This window comes from Nocardia testacea NBRC 100365, assembly GCF_000308775.1.
Taxonomy (GTDB): domain Bacteria; phylum Actinomycetota; class Actinomycetes; order Mycobacteriales; family Mycobacteriaceae; genus Nocardia; species Nocardia testacea.
Map to the genome: position 1 here is coordinate 30,928 of NZ_BAGJ01000271.1, position 25,457 is coordinate 56,384.

Consider the following 25,457-nt stretch of genomic DNA (forward strand, 5'->3'; position numbering starts at 1 on the left):
CATAAATAGCCAAGGAGGATTCCATGAGCAAAGTCGAGCTGCCGTACCAGCTCTTCGACGCGGACAACCATCTCTACGAGACCAAGGAAGCGCTCACCCGCCACCTGCCCAAGCAGTACGAGGGAGCCATCCAGTACGTCGAGATCAACGGCCGCACCAAGATCGCGGTACTCGGCCAGATCAGCGAGTACATCCCCAACCCCACCTTCGAGGTGGTGGCCCGGCCCGGCGCCATGGAGGAGTACTTCAAGCACGGCAACCCCGAGGGCAAGAGCCGGCGTGAGATCTTCGGCAAGTCGATGAAGGCGATCGACGCCTTCCGCAATCCCGAGGCCCGGCTGAAGGTCATGGACGATCTCCAGCTCCAGCGCGCGCTGATGTTCCCCACCCTGGCCAGCCTGGTCGAGGAACGGATGCGCCACCACCCCGAACTGATCCACGCCGTGATCGAATCGCTGAACCGCTGGATGCTCGACGACTGGGGCCAGGACGGCAACTTCGTGCACTCCGGCCGGATCTTCACCGTCCCGGTGATCACCCTGCCGATCGTCGAGCGCGCTATCGCCGAACTGAACTGGGCCGTGGTCGAACACGGCGCCAAGGCCATCCTGGTACGCCCGGCCCCGGTCCCCGGCTTCAAGGGCATGCGCTCGTTCGCGCTGCCGGAGTTCGATCCGTTCTGGAAGCGCGTCGTCGAACTCGATGTGCTGGTCACCATGCACTCCTCCGACAGCGGCTATTCCCGCTACGACGCCGAATGGGACGGCAACAGCCTGGAGATGCTGCCGTTCCAGACCAATACCTTCGCCATGACCAACCAGTGGCGCCCGGTCACCGACGCGGTCGCGTCCTGGGTGTGCCACGGTGCGCTGAACCGCTTCCCGGATCTGAAGATCGCTGTCATCGAGAACGGGTCCGCCTGGCTCGAGCCGCTGCTGCAACAGCTGTCCGACGTCTACAAGAAGGCACCGGAGGGCTTCGGCTTCCGCAACCCGATCGAGGCCATCAAGCAGAGCCTCTACGTCAGCCCCTTCTGGGAAGAAGACCTGGTGCGCCTGTCGGAGGTCATGGGCGCCGATCATGTGCTGTTCGGGTCCGACTGGCCGCATCCGGAGGGCCTGGCCGAACCGGCGCGCTACATCCACGAGATCAAGGACATGCCGCTGGAGAACCAGGCCAAGATCATGGGCGGCAACCTGGCCCGGCTGCTCGAGGTCTGAGCGCGGTGGCGGACACAGCATGACCTGGGAAACCATCCCGCAGCTCGCCCTGTCCACCGCGGACCGCTTCGGTGATGCCGAAGCGGTCGTGGACGGGGACCTGCGGTGGAACTACACCGAACTGGTGGACCGGATCCGCCGGGCCGCGGGATCGTTCGCCGAATCCGGGATCGGCAGAGGCGACCGGGTGGCCATCTGGGCGCCCAATTCGGCGGAGTGGATCGTCGCCGCCCTCGGCCTGCTGACCGCGGGCGGGGTGCTGGTGCCGGTCAACACCCGGTTCAAAGCCGAGGAGGCCGCCGATGTCATCCGCCGCAGCGGGGCGAAGGCCCTGCTGGTGCAGAAGGGTTTCCTCGGCGCGGACTACCCGGCGCCTCCCGGGGTGCCGGTCTACGATCTGAAATCCGATTTCCTCACCGCCGGTGCGCCGTTCGAACGCGATGTCGCCGGCACCGATATCGCCGACATCATCTACACCTCCGGGACCACCGGCCGCCCCAAGGGCGTGATGATGAACCATCTGCAGACCCTGCGGCTGTACTCGGAATGGTGCGATCTGGCCGATCTGCGCCACGGCGACCGCTATCTGATGGTCAACCCGTTCTTCCACACCTTCGGTTTGAAGGCGGGCATCGTGGCCTCCCTGGTCCGCGGCGCGACCATGCTGCCGGTGCCGGTGTTCGACGTGGACCGGGTGATCGAGCTGGTGGAAACCGAACGCATCACCATGCTCCCGGGCCCGCCGACGCTGTACCACTCACTACTGGAATACCGGGGTGCGCGCGATATCTCCTCATTGCGCGCCGCGGTGACCGGCGCCGCCGATATCCCGGTCGACCTGATCCGCCGGGTCCGGCAGGAACTGCCGTTCCAGTCGATCATGACCGGCTACGGTCTCACCGAAGCCGGTACGGCCACCGCCTCCCGTCCCGGGGACACCTTCGAGCAGATCGCGACCACCGCGGGCACCGCCTGCGACGGTATCGAACTGCGGATCGCCGAGGACAGCGAAGTACTCATCCGCGGCTACAGCGTGATGCAGGGTTACCTCGACGACCCGGAGAGCACTGCCGCCGCGATCGACAGCGACGGTTGGCTGCACACCGGCGACCTGGGCAGCCTCGACGAGGATGGCCGATTGAAGGTGATCGGGCGCAAGAAGGATATGTTCATAGTCGGCGGATTCAATGCCTACCCGGCCGAGATCGAGGGGTTTCTGCTGGAGAATCCGGCGGTGTCCCAGGCGGCGGTGATCGGGGTCCCCGACGAGCGCTTGGGCCAGGTCGGCAAGGCGTTCGTCGTGCACAACCGTGACAGCGCCGCCATCGATGCCGAGACACTCATCGCCTGGTGCCGGACGCGTATGGCCGGATACAAGGTTCCGCGCACCGTGGTGTTTCTCGACGAGCTGCCGTTGAATGCCACCGGCAAGGTCATGAAGGATCACCTGAGGTGATCGACGTGCACTGAACGACGGGCGGCATCCGGCACAGGCATTCAGCAGCGGGAACACCACGCGGGACCCCGAACGAGGGAGAACCAATAGAGTTCCCCCGTGGCATGCGTACGGTCCGAGTCGGCGAGCTGAAACGATATGATTCCCAATCGCTGCTTCTTCGTGTGTCTCCAGCCGATGGAGTTCTCGCTCGTCAGCTACCTGGCGGTCCGGTCGGCGGCCGAGGTCAACACGCCCGATGAGCTGATCGTCTACTGCGACCGCATCCCGTCCGGCGCCTGGTGGGACGCGGCCGACGACTACATCACCGCGGTGGTGCGGATCGACCCACCGGATTCGATCGGCGGAGTTCCGGTCCCGCACCCCGCGCACCGGTCCGATCTGGTCCGACTCGACGTGCTGATGCGCGACGGCGGTATCTATCTGGATCTGGATGTGTTGTCCGTTCGCCCTCTCACTCCTTTCCTGGGTGAGTCGTTCGTACTCGGACAGGAGGGAGTGGGGGGCCATATCGGTCTGTGCAACGCGGTGATCCTCGCCGAGCCGGACGCACCGTTCGGACGGGAGTGGCTGCGCGGGTGGGATCCGGCGACATCGCGCTGGAGCGGTTTTCGTTCCACCGGGATGGATCAGTTCTGGTCGGAGATGTCGGTACAGTACCCCGCCTACCTGGCCGGATTGTTTCCGGAACTGATCACCGTGGCGCCCATGACAATTTCCACTGGCCCACTTGGACCGCCGAGCATCTGGCGTGGTTGTTCGAGGGACAGGGCGACGAGTTTCCCAACGCCTTCTGCCATCATCTGTGGCAGACGGCATCGGGGCCACGGTATCTCCAGCACCTGACGCCGGAAATCATCATGCGGAGCGACACGAACTTCAATCTTCTGGTACGTCGATACTTCGACGGTTCGGCGGTATCGACTCCCTGACCGGCGCGCGGTGATTCGATCACCACGCCTTCGCGCCCGCCACACGGCCCCGGCGGCGGCCGACGTGGCGTTCGGCATCCCGGCCGGGCGCGATCGCCACTCGGTGAGCCGCCCGGACGCAAAAGCTCTCGTCGCCCGGTCGCGGCAAGGCACTCCCGCCCGGCGGTGCGTCGTTCCCGCATACCCCCACGAGGTCGCGCCGGCAGAAGGCACCCATGCCCTGAAGCCGAAGATGCCACCGGTACTGCGCAGTTGTCGACCCCGCAGCCGGGTGTATCGTTTATCCTTGACGAGAGTGACATTCTCTTATTGGCAGATTTGCAATCTCGCAACTCGGGATGCCCGAGCGTCGACCATGAACAGCGAGGAGTCCGGTGAATATCGACGACATGATTCTGGTGAGCATCGACGACCATGTGGTCGAGCCGCGCGATATGTTCGACAATCACGTGCCGAAGAAGTACGCCGAGTACGTTCCCAAGGTCGTCGTCGACGACGCGGGGATCGATCGCTGGATCTACCGGGACCGGCCCACCGGTGTCACCGGCCTCAACGCGGTCGTCTCCTGGCCGCCGGAGGAATGGGGTTACGACCCCGCGGGGTACGCCGAAATGCGGCCCGCCGTCTACGACATCCACGACCGGGTACGCGATATGGACGCCAACGGCGTTCTCGGCTCCATGTGCTTCCCCACCTTCACCGGTTTCAGCGCCGGGCATCTGAGCCGCGGCGGGATGGACGAGATCACCGTCGCGATGATCTCCGCCTACAACGACTGGCATATCGAGGAATGGGCCGGCGCCTACCCGGATCGCTTCATCCCGATCGCCATCCTGCCGCTGTGGGAGCCGCAACTGGCCGTCGACGAGATCAACCGCGTCGCCGCCAAGGGCTGCCATTCGGTCACCATGCCGGAACTGCCGCATATCGACGGCCTGCCCAGCTATCACGACATCGACTACTGGGGGCCGGTGTTCCAGGCGCTCAGCGATAACGACACCGTGATGAACCTGCATATCGGCCAGGGTTTCGGCGTCCTCAAGCTGGCCCCGGACGCGCCCATCGACAACCTGATGGTCCTCGCGCCCAGTATTTCGCTCATCGGCACCCAGGATCTGCTGTGGGGTCCGGCCTTCCGTAGTTATCCGAAACTCAAGGTCGCCCTGTCCGAAGGTGGCGTGGGCTGGATCCCGTTCTTCCTGGACCGTTCCGACCGGCACTACACCAACCAGCGTTGGCTGCGGCGCGATTTCGGCGGCAAGATGCCCAGCGAGGTGTTCCGCGAGCATGTGCTCGCCTGCTACGTCACCGACCCCACCTCGCTGAAACTGCGGCACGAGATCGGCATCGACAACATCGCGTGGGAATGCGACTACCCGCATTCGGATTCACTGTGGCCGGGCGCGCCGGAATTCGTGCTCGCCGAGCTCGAGGGCGCGGGGGCCGACGATTCCGATATCGACAAGATCACCTGGCAGAACGCCTGCCGCTTCCTGAACTGGGATCCGTTCGCGCGTACCTCCCGGGAGCAGGCGACGGTCGGCGCGCTGCGCGCGAAGGCCACCGACGTGGACCTGTCGACCACGACCCGCGCCGAGTACGCCGAGCGCTTCGCGGCCAAGCACGCGAGCTGAGCCCCGGTCGCGGCCGGGCATTCCCTCATGAGCCCGCCGCGACCGCCGGTACGCCGCCTCCCGGACTCCGTGGAGCCCGGGAGGCGGTCGGCGTTCCCGCGCACCGCGCCGCCGCCACGCCGAGCCGTGGCAACGGCCCGGTCCGGTCCGGTCACCCCCTCCGGCCCACGATCACGCGGGGCCGGCAGGCACCCACGGTCGCGGATCCCCCTCCCCGGCGCCGCGGTAGCCGGCGCCGTCGTGGATGTGCAGGATCGCATCGGCGCCGTCGATCGAGGCGCGGTCGAGCGGGAAGAAGCCGTGCTCCGGGCGGTGATCGGCCCGGGTGCGGGCGGTGGGGATCTCGGTGGGTGCGATCAGCCCCCGGTCCGGGATACGGGTCTGCAGGAAACCCTCGTAGGTATCGGGCCCGGGCTCGGGCAGGCCGAAGGTCTCGTCGCGGCCCAGGCTGCCGAGGATCAGGGCGTAGCCGGTGCCCACGAGGGAGTGCACGACGGCGCCGGCACTGTGCCAGTCGAGTTCCATGGGTCCCATGGTCATATGGCTCGGATTCCGTTGCAGATGCGCGTTCTGCGCGAATACCAGCGTCGGACCCCGGTCGGCCTCGAAGCGGCGGATATCGAGGAGGTTCTGTGCCATCAGCGCGTCCCGGGCGGCACACATACGGGTCCAGCGGGCAGTCTGGTCGACGTGGCGGGCCGCCAGTTTGTGGTACCGCAGCAGACCGAGGCCCGCGGTGAGATACGTTTCGGCCCGGAACCACTCGGCGCGTGTGGTTTTGCCCATCAGCTCGGGTGCCCGGAGGTACAGCTCGATGAGCATATCGTCGGCGTGCGCACGGAGCGTATCGGCCGCCGCGGTCGCGCCGATCGATTCATCCGGGTCCATGACCGCCGCTGTGCGGTGCCACTGTTCGTCCGCGCCGAGCAGGCCGGCCAGGTCGAGGTCGAGGCCCAGGTAGTCGCGGGCGTATTCGAGGTACCGACGGGGACTGAACGCGCTCATCGTCTCCGCCGACATATCGAAGCCGTGGAATGCCAGTCGCTCTCCGGCGGGACGGTTCTCGTTGTATTCCCGCATCCAGGCGACCAGCTGCCGGTTGGCGGCGAGACCACCGAACCCGTGCGAGAAACCCTCGTCCATGACCGTATCGAGGGTGCCCACACCCCGCTGGACATAGTCGCCCACGGCGAGGGCGGCCACCCGATCGGTTTCCAGGGCGATCGATCGATAACCGCGGCCGGTCAACTCGGCGAACAGATCGTTGCGGGTCCAGGCGAAGGCGGGTTCCAGATGGGTCGGTTCACCGAATGCCAGCAGTTCGGGGGAGGTGGCGACGAAAGTGTCGATGTCGAAGTTCATTTCTTCGATCATATCTTTGAAGTCTCGGTTGAAACTTTTCGCGCGTCTACTCGGATATTGGCGGTAAAGTCTCAAATCGATGATCACTCTGCGGCCGGCCGACCTCGCGCGCGAGCACGGGCTCTCGTCCCAAGCCGTCCGTAACTACGAACGAGCCGGGTTCCTCCCGGCCGCCGAACGCACGGACAGCGGCTACCGGATCTACACCGAGGTCCACGCGGCGGCCCTACGCGCCTTTCTCGCCCTTGTCGCGGCATACGGGCACGCGCTCGCCGGCCGGATCATGACCGAACTCCACGCCGGCGACCTGGACGCCGCCCTGAAACTGATCGACCGCGGCCACCAGCAGCTGCTCCGCGACCGCGAAACCCTGGATACGGTCCGGCGGGCCATCGCCCACCTCCCCACCGGGCGGCAATCGGCACCCGATCGTTCCCGCGCGTCCACCGACCGCACCGTGGGCGAGCTGGCGAACCATCTGCGTGTCACCCCGGCCACGCTGCGAGCCTGGGAAACCGCCGGCATCCTCACCCCCGGGCGCGACCCGGGCACCGGGTACCGGATCTACCGCGCATCCGATATCCGCGACGCCGAACTGGCCCATTTGCTCAGGCGGGGAGGTTACGGGTTGGACCGGATCGCCGTCGTGGTCGATCAGGTCCGGACAGCCGGCGGCACCGACGCCCTGGCCACCGCGCTCGCCGCCTGGCAGCGCCGGCTCACCGACCGGGGGCTGGCCATGCTCCGGGCGGCGGGCCGGCTGGGAGATTACCTGCACCATCTCCCGCCCGGACAACACGAGCGAACCGGATGACGGTCCCCGGGCGGATGCATCGCGACACTCCGAAGAGGGCCGATGACCGGCGGTATCGATCGCACCCCTGAATCCCACCGGCCGAACGTGAATACTGCGAACAGGTACCCGAACAGCCGTCCCTTTCCCGAGACGAGAGGAGCAGCGACAGTGCGATACCTCGCGAACACCCTGGGCGTCGTCGTCACCGGCGCGGCGGTCACGCTGGCCGTCCCGCTCACCGCGCACGCGGATCCCGGCGACTTCGTCTACGTGTCACAGCAGGGCGGCCCCGCCGTATTGAGCGATCCCGTCCCCGATCGATGCCACAACACACCCGGGGCCGCCGGCATGATCGCCAACGACACCCGCCTCCGAGTCGCCGCGTTCCCCGGGCCGAATTGCGAAGGAGCCCCCACGGCCCCGGAGCAGAAGTCGGCCTTCGAGAGCGTGGTGTTCAGCGCGTAGTTCTCCGGCCGCACCCGTCGCGGTGGCCGGAACCCCGACGAGCGGGCGGCCGACACCGCCGTGCTCGGGCCCGGAATCGCGACCGGGTCAGAAGCCGCGTATGCGGTCGGGCACCACCCGGAGGGGCACCGAGTACTCGGCGCGGAACTGATCGCCGGTCATGGACAGACCGGCCAGCCCCGACTCGTACTTGCCGAGATAGGCGGCGATCTCGTCCGCGTCGACGGTGGGGTCGAGCTGGGCCGCGCCGCCGAAGACCACGACTTCGCCCCCGCTCTCGGTGCTGTTGAAATGCAGCGCCACTCGCGGATTGCGGGCGATATTGCGGAGCTTGGGACGGTCGGGCTGACTGAATATCAGAAAGCTGCTCCCGTCCCACCGGAACCACACCGGGTTGGGCTGTGGGGTGCCGGTGGGGCCCACGGTGGTGAGCCAGACGATCTGCTCGCGGTCCAGCCGCTCGGCGACGCGGGCACCGAAATCCGTGGCGGGGTCGATCAATTCATGCGCGCGCGGTGTCGTCATGAGCGGCCTCCGGAGGATGGGCGGGCGGGATGCGCCCGGAACAACATCCGGGCCCACGCGAGGATTCCCGCCCGAGAACGCGGTTGCCCTGCGTTCCGGTAAGTATCCGGTAACTATTTTTATAGGTCACTTTTCCATTAAATCCAGGCTCGTCCGGCCCGAGTCGTGCAAAACTTCGGCGATTCGTCCTTCCCGCGGAAAGAAGCCTTGATGAAAACCCTGTCCATCCTGGGCACCGCCGCTCTCGCCGTCGGCTCGTTCGGCCTGACGGCAGCCGCCCCGGCCGGGGCGGCACCGGCCGGATGCCACGCCTCCTACGACCCCTGCGTGCCCATCACCAGCGATGTCGACTGCGCGGGTGGCAGTGGTAACGGCCCCGCCTACACCGGGCGGGTACGGGTGATCGGACCCGATGACTACGACCTGGATCGCGACGGCAACGGAATCGGCTGCGAGAGCAGCTGAACGGACACGCGGCGGTGCCGGAACCCCGGGGTTCCGGCACCGCCGCGTGCTGTCGGTCAGGCCACCGCGCCGCTGGTCTTCAGCTCGATGATCCGGTCCCAGTCCCAGCCGAGTTCGAGCAGGACCTCCTCGGTCTGCGCCGCGAACTCCGGCCCGGGGCGCAACTCGGGCGCCCTGACGTCGAATTGCACCGGGCTCGAGACCAGCTCCAGTTCTCCGGCCGGGAGAATGTACTCGTTGGACCTGATCTGATCGTCCTGCCCCACCTGATACGAGTCCTGGACCGGGGCCCAGGGGCCCTTCAGTGTCGCGAATTTCTTCGTCCACTCGGCCAGCGTCCGTTGCGCGATGGCCTCGCGCAGGATCTCGACCCCGGCCGCGGTATTGGCGGCGATCTGCGCCGCGTCGGCGAAGCGGGGGTCCTCGGCCAGCTCCGGGCGGTCGATGTGGCGGCAGACGTCGGCCCAGAACTTCCCGGGTTGCAACATGACGAACGAGAGGTAGCGGTCGTCGGCCGTGCGGTAGAGACCCGACAGCGGATTCGCCATCGCGCCGTGCGTCCCGGGCCGGGGCGCGAGCATGGGCTCCCCCTGATACGCCGACAGCGCGACCGTGTGCCCCAGCGACCAGAGGCCGCTGCCCAGCAACGAGACATCCACGACGGACGGTTCCCCGGTGCGCTCCCGCTTCAGTAGCGCCGCGGCGATCCCACCGGCCAGGTTCGTCCCCGAAATGGTGTCCCCGAACGCCGGACCGGGCGGCTGGATCATCCCGTCGGTGCCCTCCGGAGTGATGGTGGCGGCCACGCCGCCGCGGCACCAGAAGGCGGTCATGTCGTAGCCGCCGCGGTCGGCCTCTTGGCCGCGCGGCCCCAGGGCGCTGCCCCGCGCGTAGACGATCGAGGGGTTCACCGCGCGGATATCGCCGACATCGATCCCGAACTTCGCCCGCGCCGAGGGCAGGAAACTGGTGAGGAACACATCCGCGCGCCGCGCCAGTTCATGGATGACCGCACGGCCGTCCGGATTCGACATATCCACGCCGATACTGCGTTTCCCGCGGTTGGCGTGCTCGATATTGGGGTTCGGATCGCCCTCTACCTTGAACTTGCCGATCTGGCGCAGCCCCCGCTGCGGATCACCGGTGACCGCGTGCTCGACCTTGATCACATTCGCACCCCAGTCGGCGAGCACCGCGCCCGCCGAGGGCACGAACCCGTACATCGCGACCTCGAGAACCGTGATCCCCTCCAGCGGTTTCACGAAACCACCACTTCCGCGATGGTCTTGCTCTCCATGAACTCCTCCATGCCCACGACGCCCATCTCCCGCCCGACACCGGACTGTTTGTAGCCGCCGAAGGGCGCGTCCGGGTGGAAGTAGTTGCCGCCATTGATACTGAAGGTGCCGGTGCGGATCCGGCGGGCCACGGCCCGCGCGCGCTCCGCGTCGGCGCCGAAGACGCCGCCGGACAGGCCGTAGATGGAGTTGTTGGCGATCCGCACGGCGTCGTCGATATCGTCGTACGGGATCAACGCCAGCACCGGGCCGAACACCTCCTCTTGCGCGATCTCGCTGTCGGGATCGACATTCGCCAGCAGCGTCGGCTTGTAGAAGTAACCCGGGTCCACCTTCTCGCCACCGGCCACCAGGGTGGCGCCCGCGGCGACCGCCCGCTCCACCAGACCGTGCACCTTGTCGCGCTGGCGTTCACTGATCAGCGGGCCCATGTAGTTCTTCGGATCGGCCGGGTCGCCATAGGTGATGTTGGCGAGATTGGCCGCGACCAATTCGGCGACCTTGTCGTGGTCGGCCCGGGGCACCAGCAGCCGGGTGGTGATGGCACAGCCCTGCCCGGCGTGCGAGCAGATGCTGAAAGCGGCGAACATGGCGCCGAGGTTGTAGTCGGCGTCGTCGAGCAGGATGGCCGCTGATTTTCCGCCGAGTTCGAGGAAGACCTTCTTGAGGGTGGCGCTGGCGGCGGCCATGATCTTGCGGCCCACCGGAGTGGAGCCGGTGAACGAGACGACATCGACGTCGGGGTGCGTGGTCATCCGTTCCCCCACCGCCACCTCGGAGCTCGCGAGGATGTTCACCACCCCGGCCGGGATATCGGTGTGGTTCGCGATGAGCTCGCCCAGCGCCAGGGTGATGAGCGGGGTGTCGGGAGCGCCCTTGAGCACCACCGTGCAGCCCGCGGCCAGCGCCGGCGCGAGTTTGGCGAAGGCCAGCTGGTAGGGATAGTTGTAGGCGGCGATGGCGGCGACGACGCCCGCACCCTCCCTCTCCACCCAGCGCTGGTGCTGCGCACCACGGATCTCGACCGGGCCGAGGTCCTCGGTCCAGGTGTAGTCCTTCAGCACGCCCGCGTAGTACTTGACGATCTCGAACGGGGTCTCGAGCTGGTTGCCCTTGGTGAGGATGTAGCTCGCGCCGACCTCGGCGATCATCAGCGCGCGCAGGTCCTCCACATTGTCCTGCAGCGCCTGGTAGAGCTGTTCCAGGCAGCGCGCGCGGAATTCGTGGTTCGTCGACCAGTCGGTGGTGTCGAACGCCCGGCGGGCGGCGGCCACCGCGGCATCGACCTCGGCGACACCGGCCTCGGGCGCGTGGCCGACCACTTCCCCGGTCGCGGGGTTGAGTGAGGCCAGGGTCGCCCCGGTCTCGACCAGCTGGCCGTCGATGAGCAACCGCTGGGTGGCCGTCACCGCCTCTTCCTGCGTTGACATCCCGCCTCCTCGAAAGTTTATGAAAATTGCATTCTCGTTTGAGGAGAATAGTACATTTGGCAAGGGAGTCCGGCTGCCGATTCGGTGAGCTGGGGCAATCCGGAACCGTCCGCAGGCCGGCCGCCTTCACGCGGCACCCGCCGATCTTGCGGACCCGAACTGGACGAGAGTACGGTTCTCACTATTCGGAATGCATATTCTTGCGCCGGTGGGCGCGGGAGAGGAGAGGCAGGCGTGAAAACCGCAGTTGTCACCGGCGGCGCCTCGGGCATCGGACTGGCCATCGCGCGGCGGTTGCGCAGCGACGGGTTCCACGTGGCCGCCCTGGACCGTAATGCCGCCGCGGAGGACGATTCCGCCTACCGGGCCGATGTGACCGATCCGGACAGCATCGCCGAAGCCCTCGGGGCCGTGCGCGAGAAATTGGGGCCGGTCACCGTGCTGGTGAACGCGGCCGGGGTCGACGGGTTCAAACGGTTCCAGAACATCGACTTCGCGGAATGGCAGCGGGTCATCGAGGTGAACCTGCACGGCGTCTTCCACACCATCCAGGCCGTACTGCCGGATATGATCGACGCCGGCTGGGGCCGCATCGTGAACATCTCCTCCTCGAGCGCACAGTCGGGTCAGCCGTTCATGTCCCACTATGTCTCCTCGAAATCAGCGGTCAACGGCCTCACCAAATCGCTGGCGCTGGAACTGGGCCCATCGGGGATCACGGTGAACGCGGTGCCACCCGGTTTCATCGACACCCCGATGCTGCGCCGCTCCGAGGAGCGCCGGCTGCTCGGCGGCACCGTCGAGGACCATATCCAGCGCACCCCGGTGCGGCGTGTCGGCAAACCCGAGGATATCGCCGCAACCTGCGCTTTCCTGATCTCCGAGGAGGCCGGCTACATCACCGGCCAGATCATCGGCGTCAACGGCGGACGCAACACCTGACAGCCCCGGGTAACCGCCACCGCATCCGAAGGGAAGTGACAACCGTGAAGGTTCATGTCGATCAGGAACGCTGCCAGGGGCACACCCTGTGCTCGATGATCGCGCCGAAAGCGTTCGAACTCAGCGAAATCGACGGGCATTCCTCGCCGGTCGACGAAAACGTAGCCCACGACCAAGAGGACCTGGTGCGCGAAGCGGTGCACTCGTGCCCCGAGCGCGCGATCTCACTCACCGAATAGCACGAGGGGGGACCGATGTCCGCCGCCGAATCCACCGACCGCCTGCATCCCCGGCTCGATTTCGACCGCTACGGCCCCGGCTACCGGGAAGCGTTCCAGTCGATCACCGAGCATATGCACCGGCAGTGCCCGATCGCCTGGACCGACCGACACGACGGTTACTGGGTGGCCGCGGGAAACCGGGAGGTCTTCGAACTCGCCCGGTGCCCGTACGTCTCCAACGACCGTGACGTCGACGGTGTGCGGCGCGGGTATCAGGGCATCACCATCCCTTCCACCAACCAGGCCGCCATTCGCAACGGCATCCTCGAGATGGACGACCCGGAGCACCGCGAACTGCGGGCGGTGCTCAACCCGTATCTCTCGCCCGCCGCGGTGCAGCGGTGGATACCGTTCGTCGACGAACTGGTCCGCGCCGCGCTCGACGAGAAGATCAGCACGGGCCGTATCGATTTCGTCGACGACCTGGCCAATATCGTGCCCGCGGTGCTGACTTTGGCCATGTTGGGCGTACCGCTGCGCAACTGGTCGGTCTACAGCGAACCCGCGCACGCCACGGTGTACACCCCGCCCGACTCCCCCGAGTTCGAGCGGGTACACCGGATGCACCAGGAGATGGGCCTGGACCTCTACACCAATCTCACCGAGATCCGGGCGAATCCGCGGCCCGGTCTCATCCACGCCCTCGCGACCGAGGCGACGCTCGGCGGAAAGCCGCTGTCCGATATCGAGATCCTGGGCATGCTCGGCCTGCTCATCGGCGGCGGGTTCGACACCACCACCGCACTCACCGCGCATTCGCTGGAATGGTTGTCCGAGCATCCGGGCGAACGGGAAACACTCAGCCGGGAACGGGACCAGCTACTGGATTCGGCCACCGAGGAGTTCCTGCGCTACTTCACCCCGGCGCCCGGTGACGGCCGCACGGTGAACGCCGATGTCGAACTGGCCGGGGCGCGGTTCGCCGAAGGCGAACGACTGTGGTTGTCCTGGGCCATGGCCAACCGCGATCCGGCCGTGTTCGACCGGCCCGATACGGTCGTGCTGGACCGTAAAGGCAATCGGCACTTCAGTTTCGGATTGGGCATCCACCGGTGCATCGGATCCAATGTGGCCCGCGCGGTGTACAAGCGGATGCTGGTCGCGGTGCTGGATCGGCTACCGGACTTCCGGTGTATCCCGGAGGAAACCGTGCACTACGAGACCATCGCGGTGATCCAGGGGATGCGGCACCTGCCGGCCACCTTCACCCCCGGGACCCCGGTGGGCCCCGGGCTCACCGAGACACTCGAGAAACTGCAGACCATCTGCGATGAACAGCGGCTCGCCGAGCCGGTGACCGTCCGCAAGGACGCGGCGCAGATCTGACGCGGGCCCGCACAACACGATTCCACCCCGGGCGGGCGGCCGCGCGGCTCGCCCGGGGGTCGGAACACCGGACGAGGTCGCCACCGGCGGCACCGGGCCCCGGCACCGACGCCACGAGGAGGCGATATGTCATCGACGACCGGCGAGGAACCGGCACCCCGATCGGGGCGGCCGCTACCGCTGCTGTCCCTGGACACCGAGTTCTTCTGGACGTCGGGCGCCGACGGGAACCTCCGGATCCAGGAGTGCCGGGCGTGCGCGGCCCTGATCCACCCGCCGCAGCCGATCTGTCGCTACTGCCGGAGCCGCGAGCTGGCGCCCCGGATCGTCTCGGGCACGGCGGTACTGGCCTCGTTCACCGTCAACCACCGATTCGGCCTGCCGGGTCTCCCACCGCCGTACGTGGTGGCGACGGTGGCGCTGGACGACGATCCGCGGGTCCGGCTGACCACCAATATCGTCGACTGTGATCCCGGCGAGCTCACTCTGGGCATGCGGCTGGAGGTGGTGTTCCGGCAGGACGACGATGTGTGGCTGCCGCTGTTCCGGCCCGCTGCGCACCAACCCGGCCCGGCCCCGCTTCCGGTCGACGAGATACCCGCCGATCAGTTCGCCCTCCACGTCACCACGAGGCGGCCGCGCGCCAAGTTCGAGGACAGCGTCGCACTCACCGGAATCGGGATGTCGCGGATAGGGCGGCGGCTCATGCGGCCACCGCTGGAACTCACCGTCGACGCCTGCCAGCAGGCGATCACCGATGCGGGCCTGGGCCTCGACGATATCGACGGGCTGTCCTCGTATCCTGGTGGCGGCAACCTCGGCGGTTTCGGGGAGGGTGGGGTCACCGCGCTGGAGTCCGCGCTCGGTATCCGGCCCACCTGGCACAACGGTGGAATAGAGACCTTCGGACCGGGCGGGTCGGTGATCGCGGCCATGCTCGCGGTGCACGCGGGTCTGGCCACCCACGTGCTGTGTTTCCGCACGGTCTGGGAGGCCACCTTCAACGAGCTGATGAAACGGGGCACGATTCCCGCGTCCGGCGGCGGCCGCACCGCGAGCTGGATGCATCCCTTCGGTTCCACCTCCGCCGCGCATACCCTGGCGCAGAAGGCGCAGCGGCATTTCCACGACTACGGCACCACCCGCGAAACCCTCGGCTGGATCGCGCTGAACCAGCGCGCGAACGCCGCGCTGAACCCGAGCGCGGTCTACCGCGATCCGATGACGATGGACGACTATCTGAACGCGCGGCCGATCACCACACCGTTCGGACTCTACGACTGCGATGTCCCCTGCGACGGCGCCGTCGCGGTGATCGTCTCGGCCCGGGAGGCCGCCGCGGATCTTCCCGTACCCACCATCCGAGTGGAGGCGGTGGGCACCCAGATCGTCGAACGAATCGAATGGGATCAGAGCACGCTGACGCACGAACCGCAGGTCCTCGGTCCCGCGGCCCATCTGTGGACCCGCACCGAGCTACGACCCGACGATGTGGATGTCGCCGAGCTGTACGACGGATTCACCATCAACTGCCTGTCCTGGATCGAAGCGCTCGGCTTCTGCAAGATCGGTGAGGCCAAGGACTTCCTGGACGGCGGGAAGAACATCGCCCGCGACGGCATCCTGCCGCTGAACACGCACGGCGGCCAACTCTCGCACGGCCGCACCCACGGCATGGGGCTGATGCACGAGGCGATCGTCCAACTGCGCGGGACCGCCGGGGAACGGCAGGTGCGCGACGCGAAGGTGGCGGTGGTGTCCAGCGGGGGCCTCACACCGGGCGGTGCGGTGCTGCTGCGGAGCGAATCCTGATGGCCCGGGGCGCGCGGTGACGCTGACCGGGTCCGAGCTGACGCCGGCCGAATCCACCGGCCCGCTGCCGGTGGTCGCCGAAGTGCCCGGAGTCGACGGGATTCCGGTATCCGGACTGCTGGCCGAGGCGCCCGACCCGCGGGCGGTCGTGGTCGCCCTGCACGGCGGCGCCGTGGATTCGCGGTATTTCGACTGTCCCGGCCATCGGGATCACTCGCTGCTGCGCACCGGGCAGCGGCTCGGCTACACCGTGCTCGCGCTGGACCGCCCCGGCTTCGGCAGTTCGGCTCCGCACGCCGAGTTCCTGGAGCCGCCGCGGCGCCGGGTGGACCTCGTCTTCGGAGCAGTCGACGCGCTCCTGGACGGGCTGCCCCGCGGTGCGGGCGTCTTCCTGCTCGCGCATTCGGCGGGTTGCGAACTCGCGGTCCGGATGGCGGCGTCCGAACGCGGCGCCGACCTGCTCGGACTCGAACTCGCCGGAACCGGGCGCCGGCACCGGCAGGCCGCCCACGACCTGCTCTGGGGCGCCGACCGGGTGGCCGGCCGGCGGCCACGTGGGGTCGGCCGGCTGATCTGGGAGCCGGCCCGGCTCTACCCCGACGACGTCCTGGGCGGTGGCACGGTCTCCGCACAGGGCTCGCATCTGGAGTCGCGGGCGCTGCACGACTGGGCCGCGCGGGAATTCCTCGGCCTGGCGCCCGATATCGGTGTTCCGGTGCGGTACAGCCTGGGTGAATACGAACGGGTCTGGCGCAACGATCCCGCGGAGATGGTCGCGGTCGGGGGCCTGTTCACCCGCTCCCCTCGGGTCGTGGTGAACCTCATGCCCAATACCGGTCACAACGTGAGCCTCGGCCGCACCGCCCCGGCCTACCACCTCACCGTCCTGGCCTTCGCCGAGCAGTGCATCATCGCCCGCAGGACCGGAGAGTTCTCCGGCCCTGCCCTGCAATTCGACGGCGGCGCGGCCGCGCCGCCGGGAAGGTAACCGAATGGACGTCACCGATATCGCATTGCTGCTGCTCCGACTGGTCGTGGGCGGCACCATGATCGCGCACGGGGTCAACCACTGGATCGGCGGTGGCAAGATCGCCGGCACCGCCGGCTGGTTCAGCGGACTCGGGTTACGCCACGGCGTACTGCAGGCCTGGTTGAGTGTGATCACCGAGATCGGCGCGGGAGCACTGCTGGTCGTGGGTTTGCTCACCCCGCTGGCCGCCGCGGCGGTGATCTCGGTGATGCTGGTCGCCGCCCTGCTCGCGCACCGCAAGAACGGCTTCTTCGTGTTCAAGGACGGCTACGAGTACGTCCTGGTCCTCGCCGTCGTCGCGCTGGCGCTCGGCATCCTCGGACCCGGATGGCTGTCGCTGGACCACGCTGCCGGGATCGAGCTCACCGGCTGGGGCGGCGGCGCCGTCGCGCTGGGGGTCGGTGTGGTCGCCACCGCCGGTCTGCTGGCGGTGTTCTGGCGACCGGCCACCCCGGAACCGGAGTCGGCGGACGCCGATTCCTGAGCTGTGTGAGAGAGGAACATCATGCGCGTCGGATTCATCGGACTGGGAAGTCAGGGCGGGCCCATGGCCCGCCGAATCGTCGAGTCCGGGTACCGGACCACGCTGTGGGCGCGCCGCCGCGCCGCCACCGAACCCTATGCGGATACCGCGGCGAAAGTGGCCGGCAGTCCCGCGGAACTCGCCGGCGACAGTGATCTGGTGTGCCTGTGCGTGGTCGGTGACGCCGATGTGCGTGAAGTCCTCGAACGCGCCGACGGCGTGCTGGCGGGATTCGCCGCCTCCGCCGCCGGGCGCGAGACGGCACCGGTGATCGCGATCCACAGCACGGTCCATCCCGACACCTGTCGCGAGCTGGCCGAAATTGCTGGCACCCAGGGGGTTTCGCTCATCGACGCACCGGTCAGCGGCGGGGCACCCGCCGTCGCGGCCGGGCGGCTGCTGGTGATGGCCGGGGGCGACGAGCAGACCTTCGCCCGCTGCCGGCCGGTATTCGAGACGTACGCGAACCCGGTCGTGCATCTGGGCGGTGTCGGCGCCGGGCAGACCACCAAACTGCTCAACAATCTCCTGTTCACCGCGCATATGGCCACCGCGGTGAGCACCTTGGAACTGGGCGCCCGGCTGGGTGTGAGCCCCGACCGGCTCGGCGAGGTGATCGGCAACGGCAGCGGGAACAGTTTCGCGCTCGGCCGCATCCTGGCCGGTGGTGGAACTCTCGACCAGATCGCCGCGCATGCCGGTGATCTACTGCGCAAAGACGTCCGGCTGATCAGCGAACTGGCCGATGCCGCACAGATCGCCCCCGGCGTGGTACTCGATACCGCCGACGCCACGCTCGCCCTGATGGGCCGCCCCCGCTGACCCTTCGGCACCGCATCCCTGCCGACCCTGCCGAAATCGGCAGCCCCGGCGCCACCGATGCGTCCGCACGACCGCCGGCCCCACCGCGGAGCGGGAGGCACAGCAGACCGGGACTTTTCGAACGAAGGAGAACCGAGTGCGTATCGGATTCATCGGCGCCGGCCGCATGGGAACCCCCATGATCCGGCGCCTGACGGCCGCCGGGCACAGTGTCCGCGCGCTCGGGCGCGATCCCGGCGCCCGCGCCGCGATCACCGCGACCGGCGCCACCGCGCTCGGCTCGGCGGCCGAGGCCGGCCGGGACGCCGAGGCGGTGGTGGTCTGTGTTTTCACCGATCAGCAGGTCCGCGAGGTGTGTCTGGACAGCGGACTACTCGAGACGATGCCGCCCGGCTCGGTCCTGATCCTGCACACCACCGGCAGCCCCGACACCGCGACGACGATCGCCGCCGCCCCGGCCGCTGCCGGACGCCATGTGGTCGACGCCCCGGTGAGCGGGGGCCCGCACAATATCGCCGACGGTTCCCTCACGGTCTTCCTGGGCGGCTCGGCCGACGCGACCGCGCGGGCGCGACCCGTGCTGGCCGCGTACGCCGATCCGGTCTTGCCGGTCGGGGAACTGGGTAACGGGCAGCGCGTGAAACTCGTCAACAATTCGCTGTTCGCCGCCCAGATCGGCCTGGTCACCGAGGCCGTGCGGCTGGCGGGGGAACTGGGCCTCACCGAGGCCGAAATCCTTTCCGCACTGCCCCATGCCAGCAGTTCTGGGCGTGCGGTACTGAGTGTGGCGGCCAAGGGATCGGTGGCGGCGTTCGCGGAGTCGGTGGGCGATTTCCTGCGCAAGGATGTCGCCGTGGCCCGCGAAGTCGCCGACCGGCTGGGCAGCGATCTCGGCCTGCTCGATCCGGCCATCCGCGCGGCGGTCGGACTGGGCCCTACCGCCGTGAGCAAGGGATAGAGCCCGGGACAACGGCCGCCGGGTCGCGATGGGATCGGGCGGGACCGGCGGGCCTCAAACCGGCAATGCGCCGAACCTCCCTCCCCCGGAGGCCAAGTGCGGCTGAACCACACGCGCCCGTGCCGACCGGATCCCCGGTGGCCCGGGACGAGCCGCTTCGGTGGGCATGTCACACCCGGCGAGCCCGCTCCGTCGACTCTGTAGCGGTCACCAACGGGTGCCGCACCCCCGAGATCCACGGAGTTCCGATGACCGCTGCCGCGCAGACCGCCCCCGTCCTGGTTCGTTCCGATGAGGCCGAAGCCCTCCAGGACGGCGCGCTGAGCCTGATCACACTGCTCGCCGACGCAGACGCCACCGGCGGCGCGCTCACCGCCAACAAGGCGACGCTGCGCAAGGGTTCCCCCGGTGCGCCGGCGCATTTCCACACTGCCGCCTCCGAGATGTTCCTCGTCATCGACGGTTCGGTGCGAATCCTGCTCGGCGAGGAGATCGTGCGGCTCGACAAGGGCGACTTCCTGACCGTGCCGCCCACTGTCCCGCACGCGTTCGCCCCGGCCGCCGAGACCGAGGCCGAACTGCTCGTGGTCTTCACGCCGGGGTTGCACCGGTTCGACTACTACCGGTTGCTCGAGCGGGTTCATCGCGGTACGGCGAGCGTGGCGGACATCCGCGCGAGCTCCGAACTCTACGACAATCACTATGTGGACAGCCCGGTGTGGCGCAAGGAGCTCACGGGTGCGTGATCGCACGAGCCCGCCGCGCCGTCCGCTGGCGCGCTACTCGCTTTTCGGCCATGCGGGCGAGCGCCCGAGCAGTCGCAGGATCCGGTCCAGCGGCGCGCCCGGGTCGCCATCCGGCAACGCGTGGGCGAAGGGGGATCCGGGCTGTTCGCGCTCCGGGCCGTCGGGGACGGATTCGGCGATACGCAGCACCGGGCCGGCCGCGGCCTCGTCCAGTTCGTAGCCCACTCCGAGGGCTCGCGCGAGATCCCAGCCGTGGACGACATAGTCCACCAGATGGAAGCCGAGGGCCTGATGCCCCGGGACCGTCACATCCGGCCCGAACTCCGGCATCGCGAAGAGACGTTCGGTCGTCCCGGGCTCGGCGAAGGCCCGCAGCACCTCGGCCGCGGACTCGGTGTACTCGGCCGGGGTGTGTGGTCCCGGTGGCCGCTGCCGCCAGTGCGCGAGATCGGCGCCGTCGCCGCGTGCGCCGGCGGCGAAGCCGCGATGCTGGGCGGCCATATGCGCCAGCAGATCGCCCACTGTCCATCCCGCGCACGGGGTGGGCAGGCCGAGCTGGTCTGGGGTCACGAGTTCGGCGGTGGTCACGGTGGCGAGCACCGCTCGGCGGTCGAGTTCGATGAGGTCTGTGGTCATAACCGCAACAGTACGCAGAAGCTTATAATACGTCAATGCTTATTATTTTCGTATGGGTAGGTTCTACTCATGGGAACCACGGACCGACCGGATCTGGCCGCGATGCTCGCGCCACTGACCCGCACCCTCATCGCCCTGGAACGCCCGATTCTCGAAGCCCACGGACTGACCATGTGGGCCTACACGGTCCTGATCGCGCTGAGCCGGGGTACCGCACGCGGGCAGGGCGTACTCGCCCAGGAGATCGGCGCGGACAAGACCCGGATCATCGCGGTACTCGACGACCTCCAGGACCGCGGCCTCATCGAACGCACCCCCGACCCCGCCGACCGCCGGGCCAGGCTGCTGGAGTTGACGGCGGAGGGCCACCGGATCGCGGCCGCGGTGCAGGCCGAGATCCAGGCGCGTGAGAACGAACAGGTCCTCGAGCAGCTGCCCGCCGCCGACCGCCGCGGTTTCCTGAACGCGCTGCGCATCCTGACCGCGCTCCCCCGGGATCCCGCACCGGACGGCAGCGACTGACAGCACCCCTCGATTACCGCACTCGCCGAACTACCCGGCTTCGCTCGCCCGGAGTACCCGCAGCGGCGCGTGATTCGCCCAGCCCTCCGCCGGCCAGTTGAACCACCCGGCCGACGCCCATGTCCCCCCGTCGGGGTGCAGGGTGGTCCCGGTGAGGTAGGACGACAGGCGGGAAGCCAAGAACACCGCGCACTCCGAGATATCGGTGAGGTACCCGGCCCGGCCCATGGGTATGGCCACTTTCACACCTTCCGGATCGGTCATGGCGTTGTCACCGGTGCCGATGCGCTCCAGGTTCGGTGTGGGGACGAAATCGGGGGCGATATTGTTCACGCGGATCCCGTCCGGGGCCACTTCCACGGCCAGGGTGCGGGCGAACTGCTCCACCGCTGCCTTCGCCGCGGCGTACACCGCGAAACCAGGGGCGGCGCGATGGGCTTCGATGGTCGTGATGTTGATGATGCTGCCGCCGCGTCCGCCCGCGCGCATCCGGGGTACGGCCAGATGACAGGCGTGCAGGACATGGGTGAGATTGGTCCGCAGCAGCGCGTCCCAGCCCTTCGGGCCGGTTTCGGTGAAGGGGGCGCGGAAGGTGCCGCCGACCACATTCACCAGAGTGTCGAGACGCCCCCACCGGGCGTCGGCGGCCTCGAACAGTGCCGTCAGGACCGCCGGGTCGCGGGCATCGCCGTGGTGCACGACGGCCTCCTGCCCGGCCGGCGAATCCCGTAGCTCCGCGACCCCGGCGGGATCGAGATCCACTACCGCCGGATGTACACCGTTCGCGACCAGATCCGCCACGATCGCCCGGCCCAGACCGCCCGCACCGCCGGTCACCACCGCGACCGTCCCGGCGAGACCGCCTCGTTCCTCGAACCAGCCCATTGCGATCCGCCTCGCTAACCGATGTAGTCCGCGCCGAAGGACGCCAGGAAATCGAAGGTGACCGCCGGGTCGAGGGTGTCGTGTACACCGGCGCGGGTGGAGACGGTGATCCAGTCGACCCCGGCCCGCGCCAATTCGCCGAATGCTTCCCGGTGCGGCCCCGGATCGGTGCCGGGGCCGGTGAGCCCGGCGTGGCTGTAGGAATACACCAGGTCGATATGGTCGGTGCGGCCGCTGTCCGCGGCCGCCGACCGCACCTCGGCGATCTTGCCGGCCAGCTCCGCGATCGTGCCGAGCTCCGGGGTCCGGGCGGTGCTGCTGAGTTCGGCGCCCCCGGACATCGGGATCCAGCCCTGGGCCGCCCGGGCCACCCGGCGCCGGCTCAGCGCGGAATTACCGCCGATCCAGATGGGGGATCGGCTGCTGGACCGGGGTCGGCCGGGCCTGCACTTCGCGGGCGCTGAAATGTTTACCGGTGTAACTGAACGGCTCGCCTGTCCAGTGCAGGGGCAGCACCTCCAGGGCTTCGTCGAACAGGATGTTGCGCTCCTCGAAATCCACTCCCACCGCGTGGAATTCCCCCTTCAGATACCCGGTGCCGATCCCCAGGACGGCTCGGCCGCCGGACAGTTTGTCCAGGGTGGCCGCCGCTTTCGCCAGCAGCATCGGATTCCGGTAGGGCGCCACCGACAGGTAGGTGATCAGGCGGATTCGTTCGGTCAGCGCCGCCGCGTAGCCGAGAGACACGAAGGGGTCCAGGGTCTGATGCCCGCCGGCCCCCAGCCAGCGGGCGCCGGGCGCCGGATGCTCGCTGAGCGAGAAGCCGGCGAAACCCGCCTGCTCGGCCGCGCGCGCGACCTCTCCCAGCGGGCCCGGGTCGAGCACATCGCCCGCCGCACCACCGGTCTCGGGATAGTGGAAGATGAATCGCATCGCTACCTCCGTGCCCTCGCACCGGTTCCGGTGTCACCGGCCACGCTTCACCTCGTTGAACGGCACATCCCGGTCGGCGGCGTACTCTCGCGGCATCCCGAGTACACGTTCGCTGATCACATTGCGGGCGATCTCGGTGCTGCCACCCGCCAGGCTCCACGCGGCCCGGAACAGGAAATCGGTGCCGATACGCGCGGTGTCCACCGGATCGCCGGGAGCGTGCGTCGCGGCGGCCGCACCGGCGACCTTCACCGCCAGATCGGTTTGCAGCCAGGAATTCTCGGCACTGAACAGGCGGGTGATGGATCCGGCGGCCGGCGGCAGCTCCCCGGCGAGCACACTGCGGGAGATGTGGTCGATCAGCTGATCGCGCACCACCTGCATGGCCCGTGCCTCGCCGATGTCCTCACGGACCCGGATATCGTCGAGCTGACCACTGTTGCGGGCGATATCCAGAATCGGGGACTCCTCGCCGCCGATATGCGGCCGGGCGCCGCTGAGATACGGCGAGGTCCCGCCGATGGCCGCACGCTCGTGGTAGAGCAGCCGGGACGCGGCCTCCCAGCCGTCGTCGACCCGGCCGATCACGGCCTCGTCACCGAGCACCACATCGTCGAAGAACTCCTGGCAGAACTCGGTGGATCCGGTGACCTGTTTGATCCGCTGCACGGTCACCCCCGCGGCCGCGATGGGCACCAGGAACATGGTGAGCCCACGATGCTTGGGCACCTCCCAGTTGGTACGGGCCAGGCACAACCCGTAGTCCGCCGCGTAGGCGCCCGAACTCCAGATCTTCGAGCCGTTGAGGATCCAGCGGTCGCCGTCCCGTTCGGCCCGGGTGGTGAGTCCGGCCAGATCCGAACCACCGCGTGGCTCGGACAGCAACTGCACCAGTACCTCGTCCCCGCGCAGCACCGCGCTCAGATGCTCCCGCTTCTGTTCCTCGGTACCCAGGTCGAGCAGGGTGGCCGCGCAGATGGACAGCGTCGGCACATTGAGGATCACCGGCATCTCGTAGGCGTAGGACTCCTTGGTGAACGCCTGCTGATGGGCGGGAGTCAGGCCGAGGCCGCCGTATTCCTCCGGGAAGCAGATACCCGCGAAACCACCGTCGTGGAGTATCCGCTGCAACTGCCGCGCCCGGTCCCACTCCTCTTTGCTGTCGGGCGGGCCCTGATCCGGCGGAGCGGGTGGAAGATTGGCGCGCAGCCAGAGCCGGGCGCGCTCGCGGAACTCGGCTACGGGTTCGAGCTCGGTGGTCATAGGAGTACTGCCTTCCGGAGAGCGGCCGCGCTAGGCGGCGGTGAGGAGGAGATCGGTGATCCGGCGGCGATGCTCCTCGGGCGTACCGTAAAGCGCGCGACCCAGTCCGATCCGCCGCAGATACAGATGCAGATCGTGCTCCCAGGTGACCCCGATACCGCCGTGCAACTGCACACAGTCCTGACCGATCACCGGAGCCTTCGCGCCGACATAGGATTTCGCGACGCTCACCGCTTCCGCTGCGGACAGCGGATCGTCGTCACAGGCCGCCGCGGCCGCGGCGGTGGTCGCCCGGCAGGCCTCGTACCAGGTCTTGTTGTCGGCCATCCGATGTTTGAGCGCCTGGTAGGAGGCCAGTGGCCGGCCGAAGGTGAAGCGGTCGGCGAGCCAGGCCAGAGTCGCCTCCATCGCCTTGCCGGTGGCGCCCACCGTCTCCGCCGCCGTCAGTACCGCGGCGGTGTGCAACTGGGTGCGGACGGCGGCGGCCGCGGCGGCGCCGGTGTGCACCACGGCTGCCGCGGGTACCGCTACCTCCGCGAATTCGATCCGGGCGGTACGGCGGACCAGGTCCAGGGTCCAGGTCGGAGTGACGGTGACGCCCGGTGCGTCGGTGGGCACCAGCAGTTGTACCGGGCCGTCCGCGCTCTGCGCGCTCACCAGCAGGATATCGGCGCGGTCCCCGGCCTCGACGCGGTCCTTCGCTCCGGTCAGCCGGTAGCCTGCGCCGTCCCGGACCGCGCGTGCCCATTCGCCGTCGGTGGGCGCTTCGCGATCGGCGAGCGCGTCGACGATATCGAGACCGCGTCCGGGTTCGTAGACGGCCCAGGAGGCGATCAGGGTGCCGGCCACGATCCCCGTGATCGTGTCGCCCAGCGCCGCGCTCGCGCTCGCCAGCCCGGCGAGTACCGCGTTGGTGGTGACGAAGGGGCCCGGCGCACAGGTCCGGCCGAGTTCGGTGGCGATCAGCGCCAATTCGGTCATCGGGCGCCCGGATACACTGCCGCCGCCGTATTCCTCGGCGACCAGCATGGCGGTCCAGCCCAGTTCGGCGGCCGAGCGCCACCACTCGTCGTCGAATCCGGTACCCGCCTCACCGAGCGCGCGTACTGTCGGCACCGGGACGGTATCGGCCAGGAATTCGCGGGTTGTCTGCTGGAAGAGCCGCTGGTCAGCGGTGAGATCAAGGGTCATGTTC

At 68.4% G+C, this 25,457-nt stretch carries 26 protein-coding genes and 1 pseudogene; 17 read left to right on the plus strand and 10 right to left on the minus strand.

The features are described 5' to 3' along the window. Positions 1–23: 23 nt before the first annotated feature. From ON38_RS31090 to ON38_RS31105, 4 genes are all read left to right on the plus strand, one after another. Positions 24–1,220: an amidohydrolase family protein gene (locus ON38_RS31090; protein WP_039828727.1), complete on the plus strand. Its 1,197-nt coding sequence runs from the start codon at positions 24–26 to the stop codon at positions 1,218–1,220. 19 nt (positions 1,221–1,239) lie between these two features. Continuing rightward, the gene (locus tag ON38_RS31095; protein ID WP_039828728.1) at positions 1,240–2,676 is read left to right on the plus strand and encodes a FadD3 family acyl-CoA ligase; all 1,437 of its coding nucleotides are present in this window, start codon (positions 1,240–1,242) and stop codon (positions 2,674–2,676) included. Positions 2,677–2,853: 177 nt separating this feature from the next. Beyond that, positions 2,854–3,522 carry a glycosyltransferase gene (locus ON38_RS31100; protein ID WP_051165514.1) on the plus strand — a complete coding sequence of 223 codons (669 nt, stop codon included), beginning with the start codon at positions 2,854–2,856 and terminating at the stop codon, positions 3,520–3,522. A 460-nt stretch (positions 3,523–3,982) separates the two neighbouring features. Then, entirely contained in the window at positions 3,983–5,242 is a 1,260-nt protein-coding gene (locus ON38_RS31105) for an amidohydrolase family protein (protein ID WP_039828729.1), read from the plus strand. A gap of 171 nt (positions 5,243–5,413) precedes the next feature. On the opposite strand, the gene ON38_RS31110 is transcribed toward ON38_RS31105, so the two are convergent. Then, positions 5,414–6,604, minus strand: coding sequence for an erythromycin esterase family protein (locus ON38_RS31110; protein WP_051165527.1), 1,191 nt, complete (start codon positions 6,602–6,604; stop codon positions 5,414–5,416). Between the two features lie 79 nt (positions 6,605–6,683). Between ON38_RS31110 and ON38_RS31115 the strand changes: the two genes are divergently transcribed. Then, entirely contained in the window at positions 6,684–7,418 is a 735-nt protein-coding gene (locus ON38_RS31115) for a MerR family transcriptional regulator (protein ID WP_039828730.1), read from the plus strand. A gap of 150 nt (positions 7,419–7,568) precedes the next feature. Further along, the gene (locus tag ON38_RS31120) at positions 7,569–7,865 is read left to right on the plus strand and encodes a hypothetical protein (protein WP_039828732.1); all 297 of its coding nucleotides are present in this window, start codon (positions 7,569–7,571) and stop codon (positions 7,863–7,865) included. Between the two features lie 87 nt (positions 7,866–7,952). Here the strand turns inward: ON38_RS31120 and ON38_RS31125 are convergent, their stop codons facing one another. Then, the gene (locus tag ON38_RS31125; RefSeq protein WP_051165515.1) at positions 7,953–8,390 is read right to left on the minus strand and encodes a TIGR03667 family PPOX class F420-dependent oxidoreductase; all 438 of its coding nucleotides are present in this window, start codon (positions 8,388–8,390) and stop codon (positions 7,953–7,955) included. Between the two features lie 210 nt (positions 8,391–8,600). Between ON38_RS31125 and ON38_RS31130 the strand changes: the two genes are divergently transcribed. Continuing rightward, complete coding sequence (locus ON38_RS31130; RefSeq protein WP_039828733.1) at positions 8,601–8,855, plus strand: hypothetical protein; 255 nt, start codon at positions 8,601–8,603, stop codon at positions 8,853–8,855. Between the two features lie 56 nt (positions 8,856–8,911). Here ON38_RS31130 and ON38_RS31135 read toward each other — a convergent pair whose 3' ends face one another. Then, positions 8,912–10,117: a CaiB/BaiF CoA transferase family protein gene (locus ON38_RS31135; protein ID WP_039828734.1), complete on the minus strand. Its 1,206-nt coding sequence runs from the start codon at positions 10,115–10,117 to the stop codon at positions 8,912–8,914. After that, positions 10,114–11,583 (minus strand): aldehyde dehydrogenase family protein, encoded by a 1,470-nt coding sequence (locus ON38_RS31140; protein WP_051165516.1) that lies wholly within the window; start codon positions 11,581–11,583, stop codon positions 10,114–10,116. The genes ON38_RS31135 and ON38_RS31140 overlap by 4 nt, the downstream gene beginning before the upstream one ends. A 234-nt stretch (positions 11,584–11,817) precedes the next feature. Between ON38_RS31140 and ON38_RS31145 the strand changes: the two genes are divergently transcribed. From ON38_RS31145 to ON38_RS31185, 9 genes and pseudogenes are all read left to right on the plus strand, one after another. After that, positions 11,818–12,525: an SDR family NAD(P)-dependent oxidoreductase gene (locus tag ON38_RS31145; RefSeq protein ID WP_039828735.1), complete on the plus strand. Its 708-nt coding sequence runs from the start codon at positions 11,818–11,820 to the stop codon at positions 12,523–12,525. A 44-nt stretch (positions 12,526–12,569) separates the two neighbouring features. After that, on the plus strand, positions 12,570–12,764 hold the full coding sequence (locus tag ON38_RS31150; protein ID WP_039828736.1) for a ferredoxin: 195 nt from the start codon (positions 12,570–12,572) through the stop codon (positions 12,762–12,764). A gap of 15 nt (positions 12,765–12,779) precedes the next feature. Then, positions 12,780–14,132, plus strand: coding sequence for a cytochrome P450 (locus ON38_RS31155; RefSeq protein WP_051165517.1), 1,353 nt, complete (start codon positions 12,780–12,782; stop codon positions 14,130–14,132). Positions 14,133–14,258: 126 nt separating this feature from the next. After that, on the plus strand, positions 14,259–15,944 hold the full coding sequence (locus tag ON38_RS31160) for a thiolase C-terminal domain-containing protein (protein ID WP_051165518.1): 1,686 nt from the start codon (positions 14,259–14,261) through the stop codon (positions 15,942–15,944). Positions 15,945–16,008: 64 nt separating this feature from the next. After that, complete coding sequence (locus ON38_RS31165; RefSeq protein WP_085995531.1) at positions 16,009–16,932, plus strand: alpha/beta hydrolase; 924 nt, start codon at positions 16,009–16,011, stop codon at positions 16,930–16,932. A gap of 4 nt (positions 16,933–16,936) precedes the next feature. Further along, positions 16,937–17,458, plus strand: a complete 522-nt coding sequence (locus ON38_RS31170) for a DoxX family protein (protein WP_039828738.1) — start codon at positions 16,937–16,939, stop codon at positions 17,456–17,458. Positions 17,459–17,479: 21 nt separating this feature from the next. Then, positions 17,480–18,319, plus strand: coding sequence for an NAD(P)-dependent oxidoreductase (locus tag ON38_RS31175; protein WP_039828740.1), 840 nt, complete (start codon positions 17,480–17,482; stop codon positions 18,317–18,319). A 127-nt stretch (positions 18,320–18,446) separates the two neighbouring features. Then, positions 18,447–19,277 (plus strand): annotated as a pseudogene (locus ON38_RS31180) (NAD(P)-dependent oxidoreductase); the annotation flags it as partial. Between the two features lie 248 nt (positions 19,278–19,525). Then, the gene (locus ON38_RS31185) at positions 19,526–20,023 is read left to right on the plus strand and encodes a cupin domain-containing protein (RefSeq protein ID WP_039828742.1); all 498 of its coding nucleotides are present in this window, start codon (positions 19,526–19,528) and stop codon (positions 20,021–20,023) included. A 33-nt stretch (positions 20,024–20,056) separates the two neighbouring features. Here ON38_RS31185 and ON38_RS31190 read toward each other — a convergent pair whose 3' ends face one another. Then, positions 20,057–20,659, minus strand: a complete 603-nt coding sequence (locus tag ON38_RS31190) for a TIGR03086 family metal-binding protein (RefSeq protein ID WP_039828744.1) — start codon at positions 20,657–20,659, stop codon at positions 20,057–20,059. A gap of 69 nt (positions 20,660–20,728) precedes the next feature. Between ON38_RS31190 and ON38_RS31195 the strand changes: the two genes are divergently transcribed. Beyond that, positions 20,729–21,181: a MarR family winged helix-turn-helix transcriptional regulator gene (locus ON38_RS31195; protein ID WP_039828746.1), complete on the plus strand. Its 453-nt coding sequence runs from the start codon at positions 20,729–20,731 to the stop codon at positions 21,179–21,181. Between the two features lie 30 nt (positions 21,182–21,211). Here ON38_RS31195 and ON38_RS31200 read toward each other — a convergent pair whose 3' ends face one another. From ON38_RS31200 to ON38_RS31215, 5 genes are read right to left on the minus strand one after another with little or no spacing between them, the layout of a single operon-like run. Then, positions 21,212–22,066 carry an SDR family NAD(P)-dependent oxidoreductase gene (locus ON38_RS31200; RefSeq protein ID WP_039828747.1) on the minus strand — a complete coding sequence of 285 codons (855 nt, stop codon included), beginning with the start codon at positions 22,064–22,066 and terminating at the stop codon, positions 21,212–21,214. 14 nt (positions 22,067–22,080) lie between these two features. After that, positions 22,081–22,407 (minus strand): hypothetical protein, encoded by a 327-nt coding sequence (locus tag ON38_RS37800; protein ID WP_245564447.1) that lies wholly within the window; start codon positions 22,405–22,407, stop codon positions 22,081–22,083. 52 nt (positions 22,408–22,459) lie between these two features. After that, complete coding sequence (locus ON38_RS37805; protein ID WP_245564448.1) at positions 22,460–22,999, minus strand: TIGR03619 family F420-dependent LLM class oxidoreductase; 540 nt, start codon at positions 22,997–22,999, stop codon at positions 22,460–22,462. A gap of 33 nt (positions 23,000–23,032) precedes the next feature. After that, positions 23,033–24,262 (minus strand): acyl-CoA dehydrogenase family protein, encoded by a 1,230-nt coding sequence (locus tag ON38_RS31210; protein ID WP_039828748.1) that lies wholly within the window; start codon positions 24,260–24,262, stop codon positions 23,033–23,035. A 30-nt stretch (positions 24,263–24,292) separates the two neighbouring features. Next, positions 24,293–25,453: an acyl-CoA dehydrogenase family protein gene (locus tag ON38_RS31215; protein WP_039828749.1), complete on the minus strand. Its 1,161-nt coding sequence runs from the start codon at positions 25,451–25,453 to the stop codon at positions 24,293–24,295. Between the last annotated feature and the right edge of the window lie 4 nt (positions 25,454–25,457).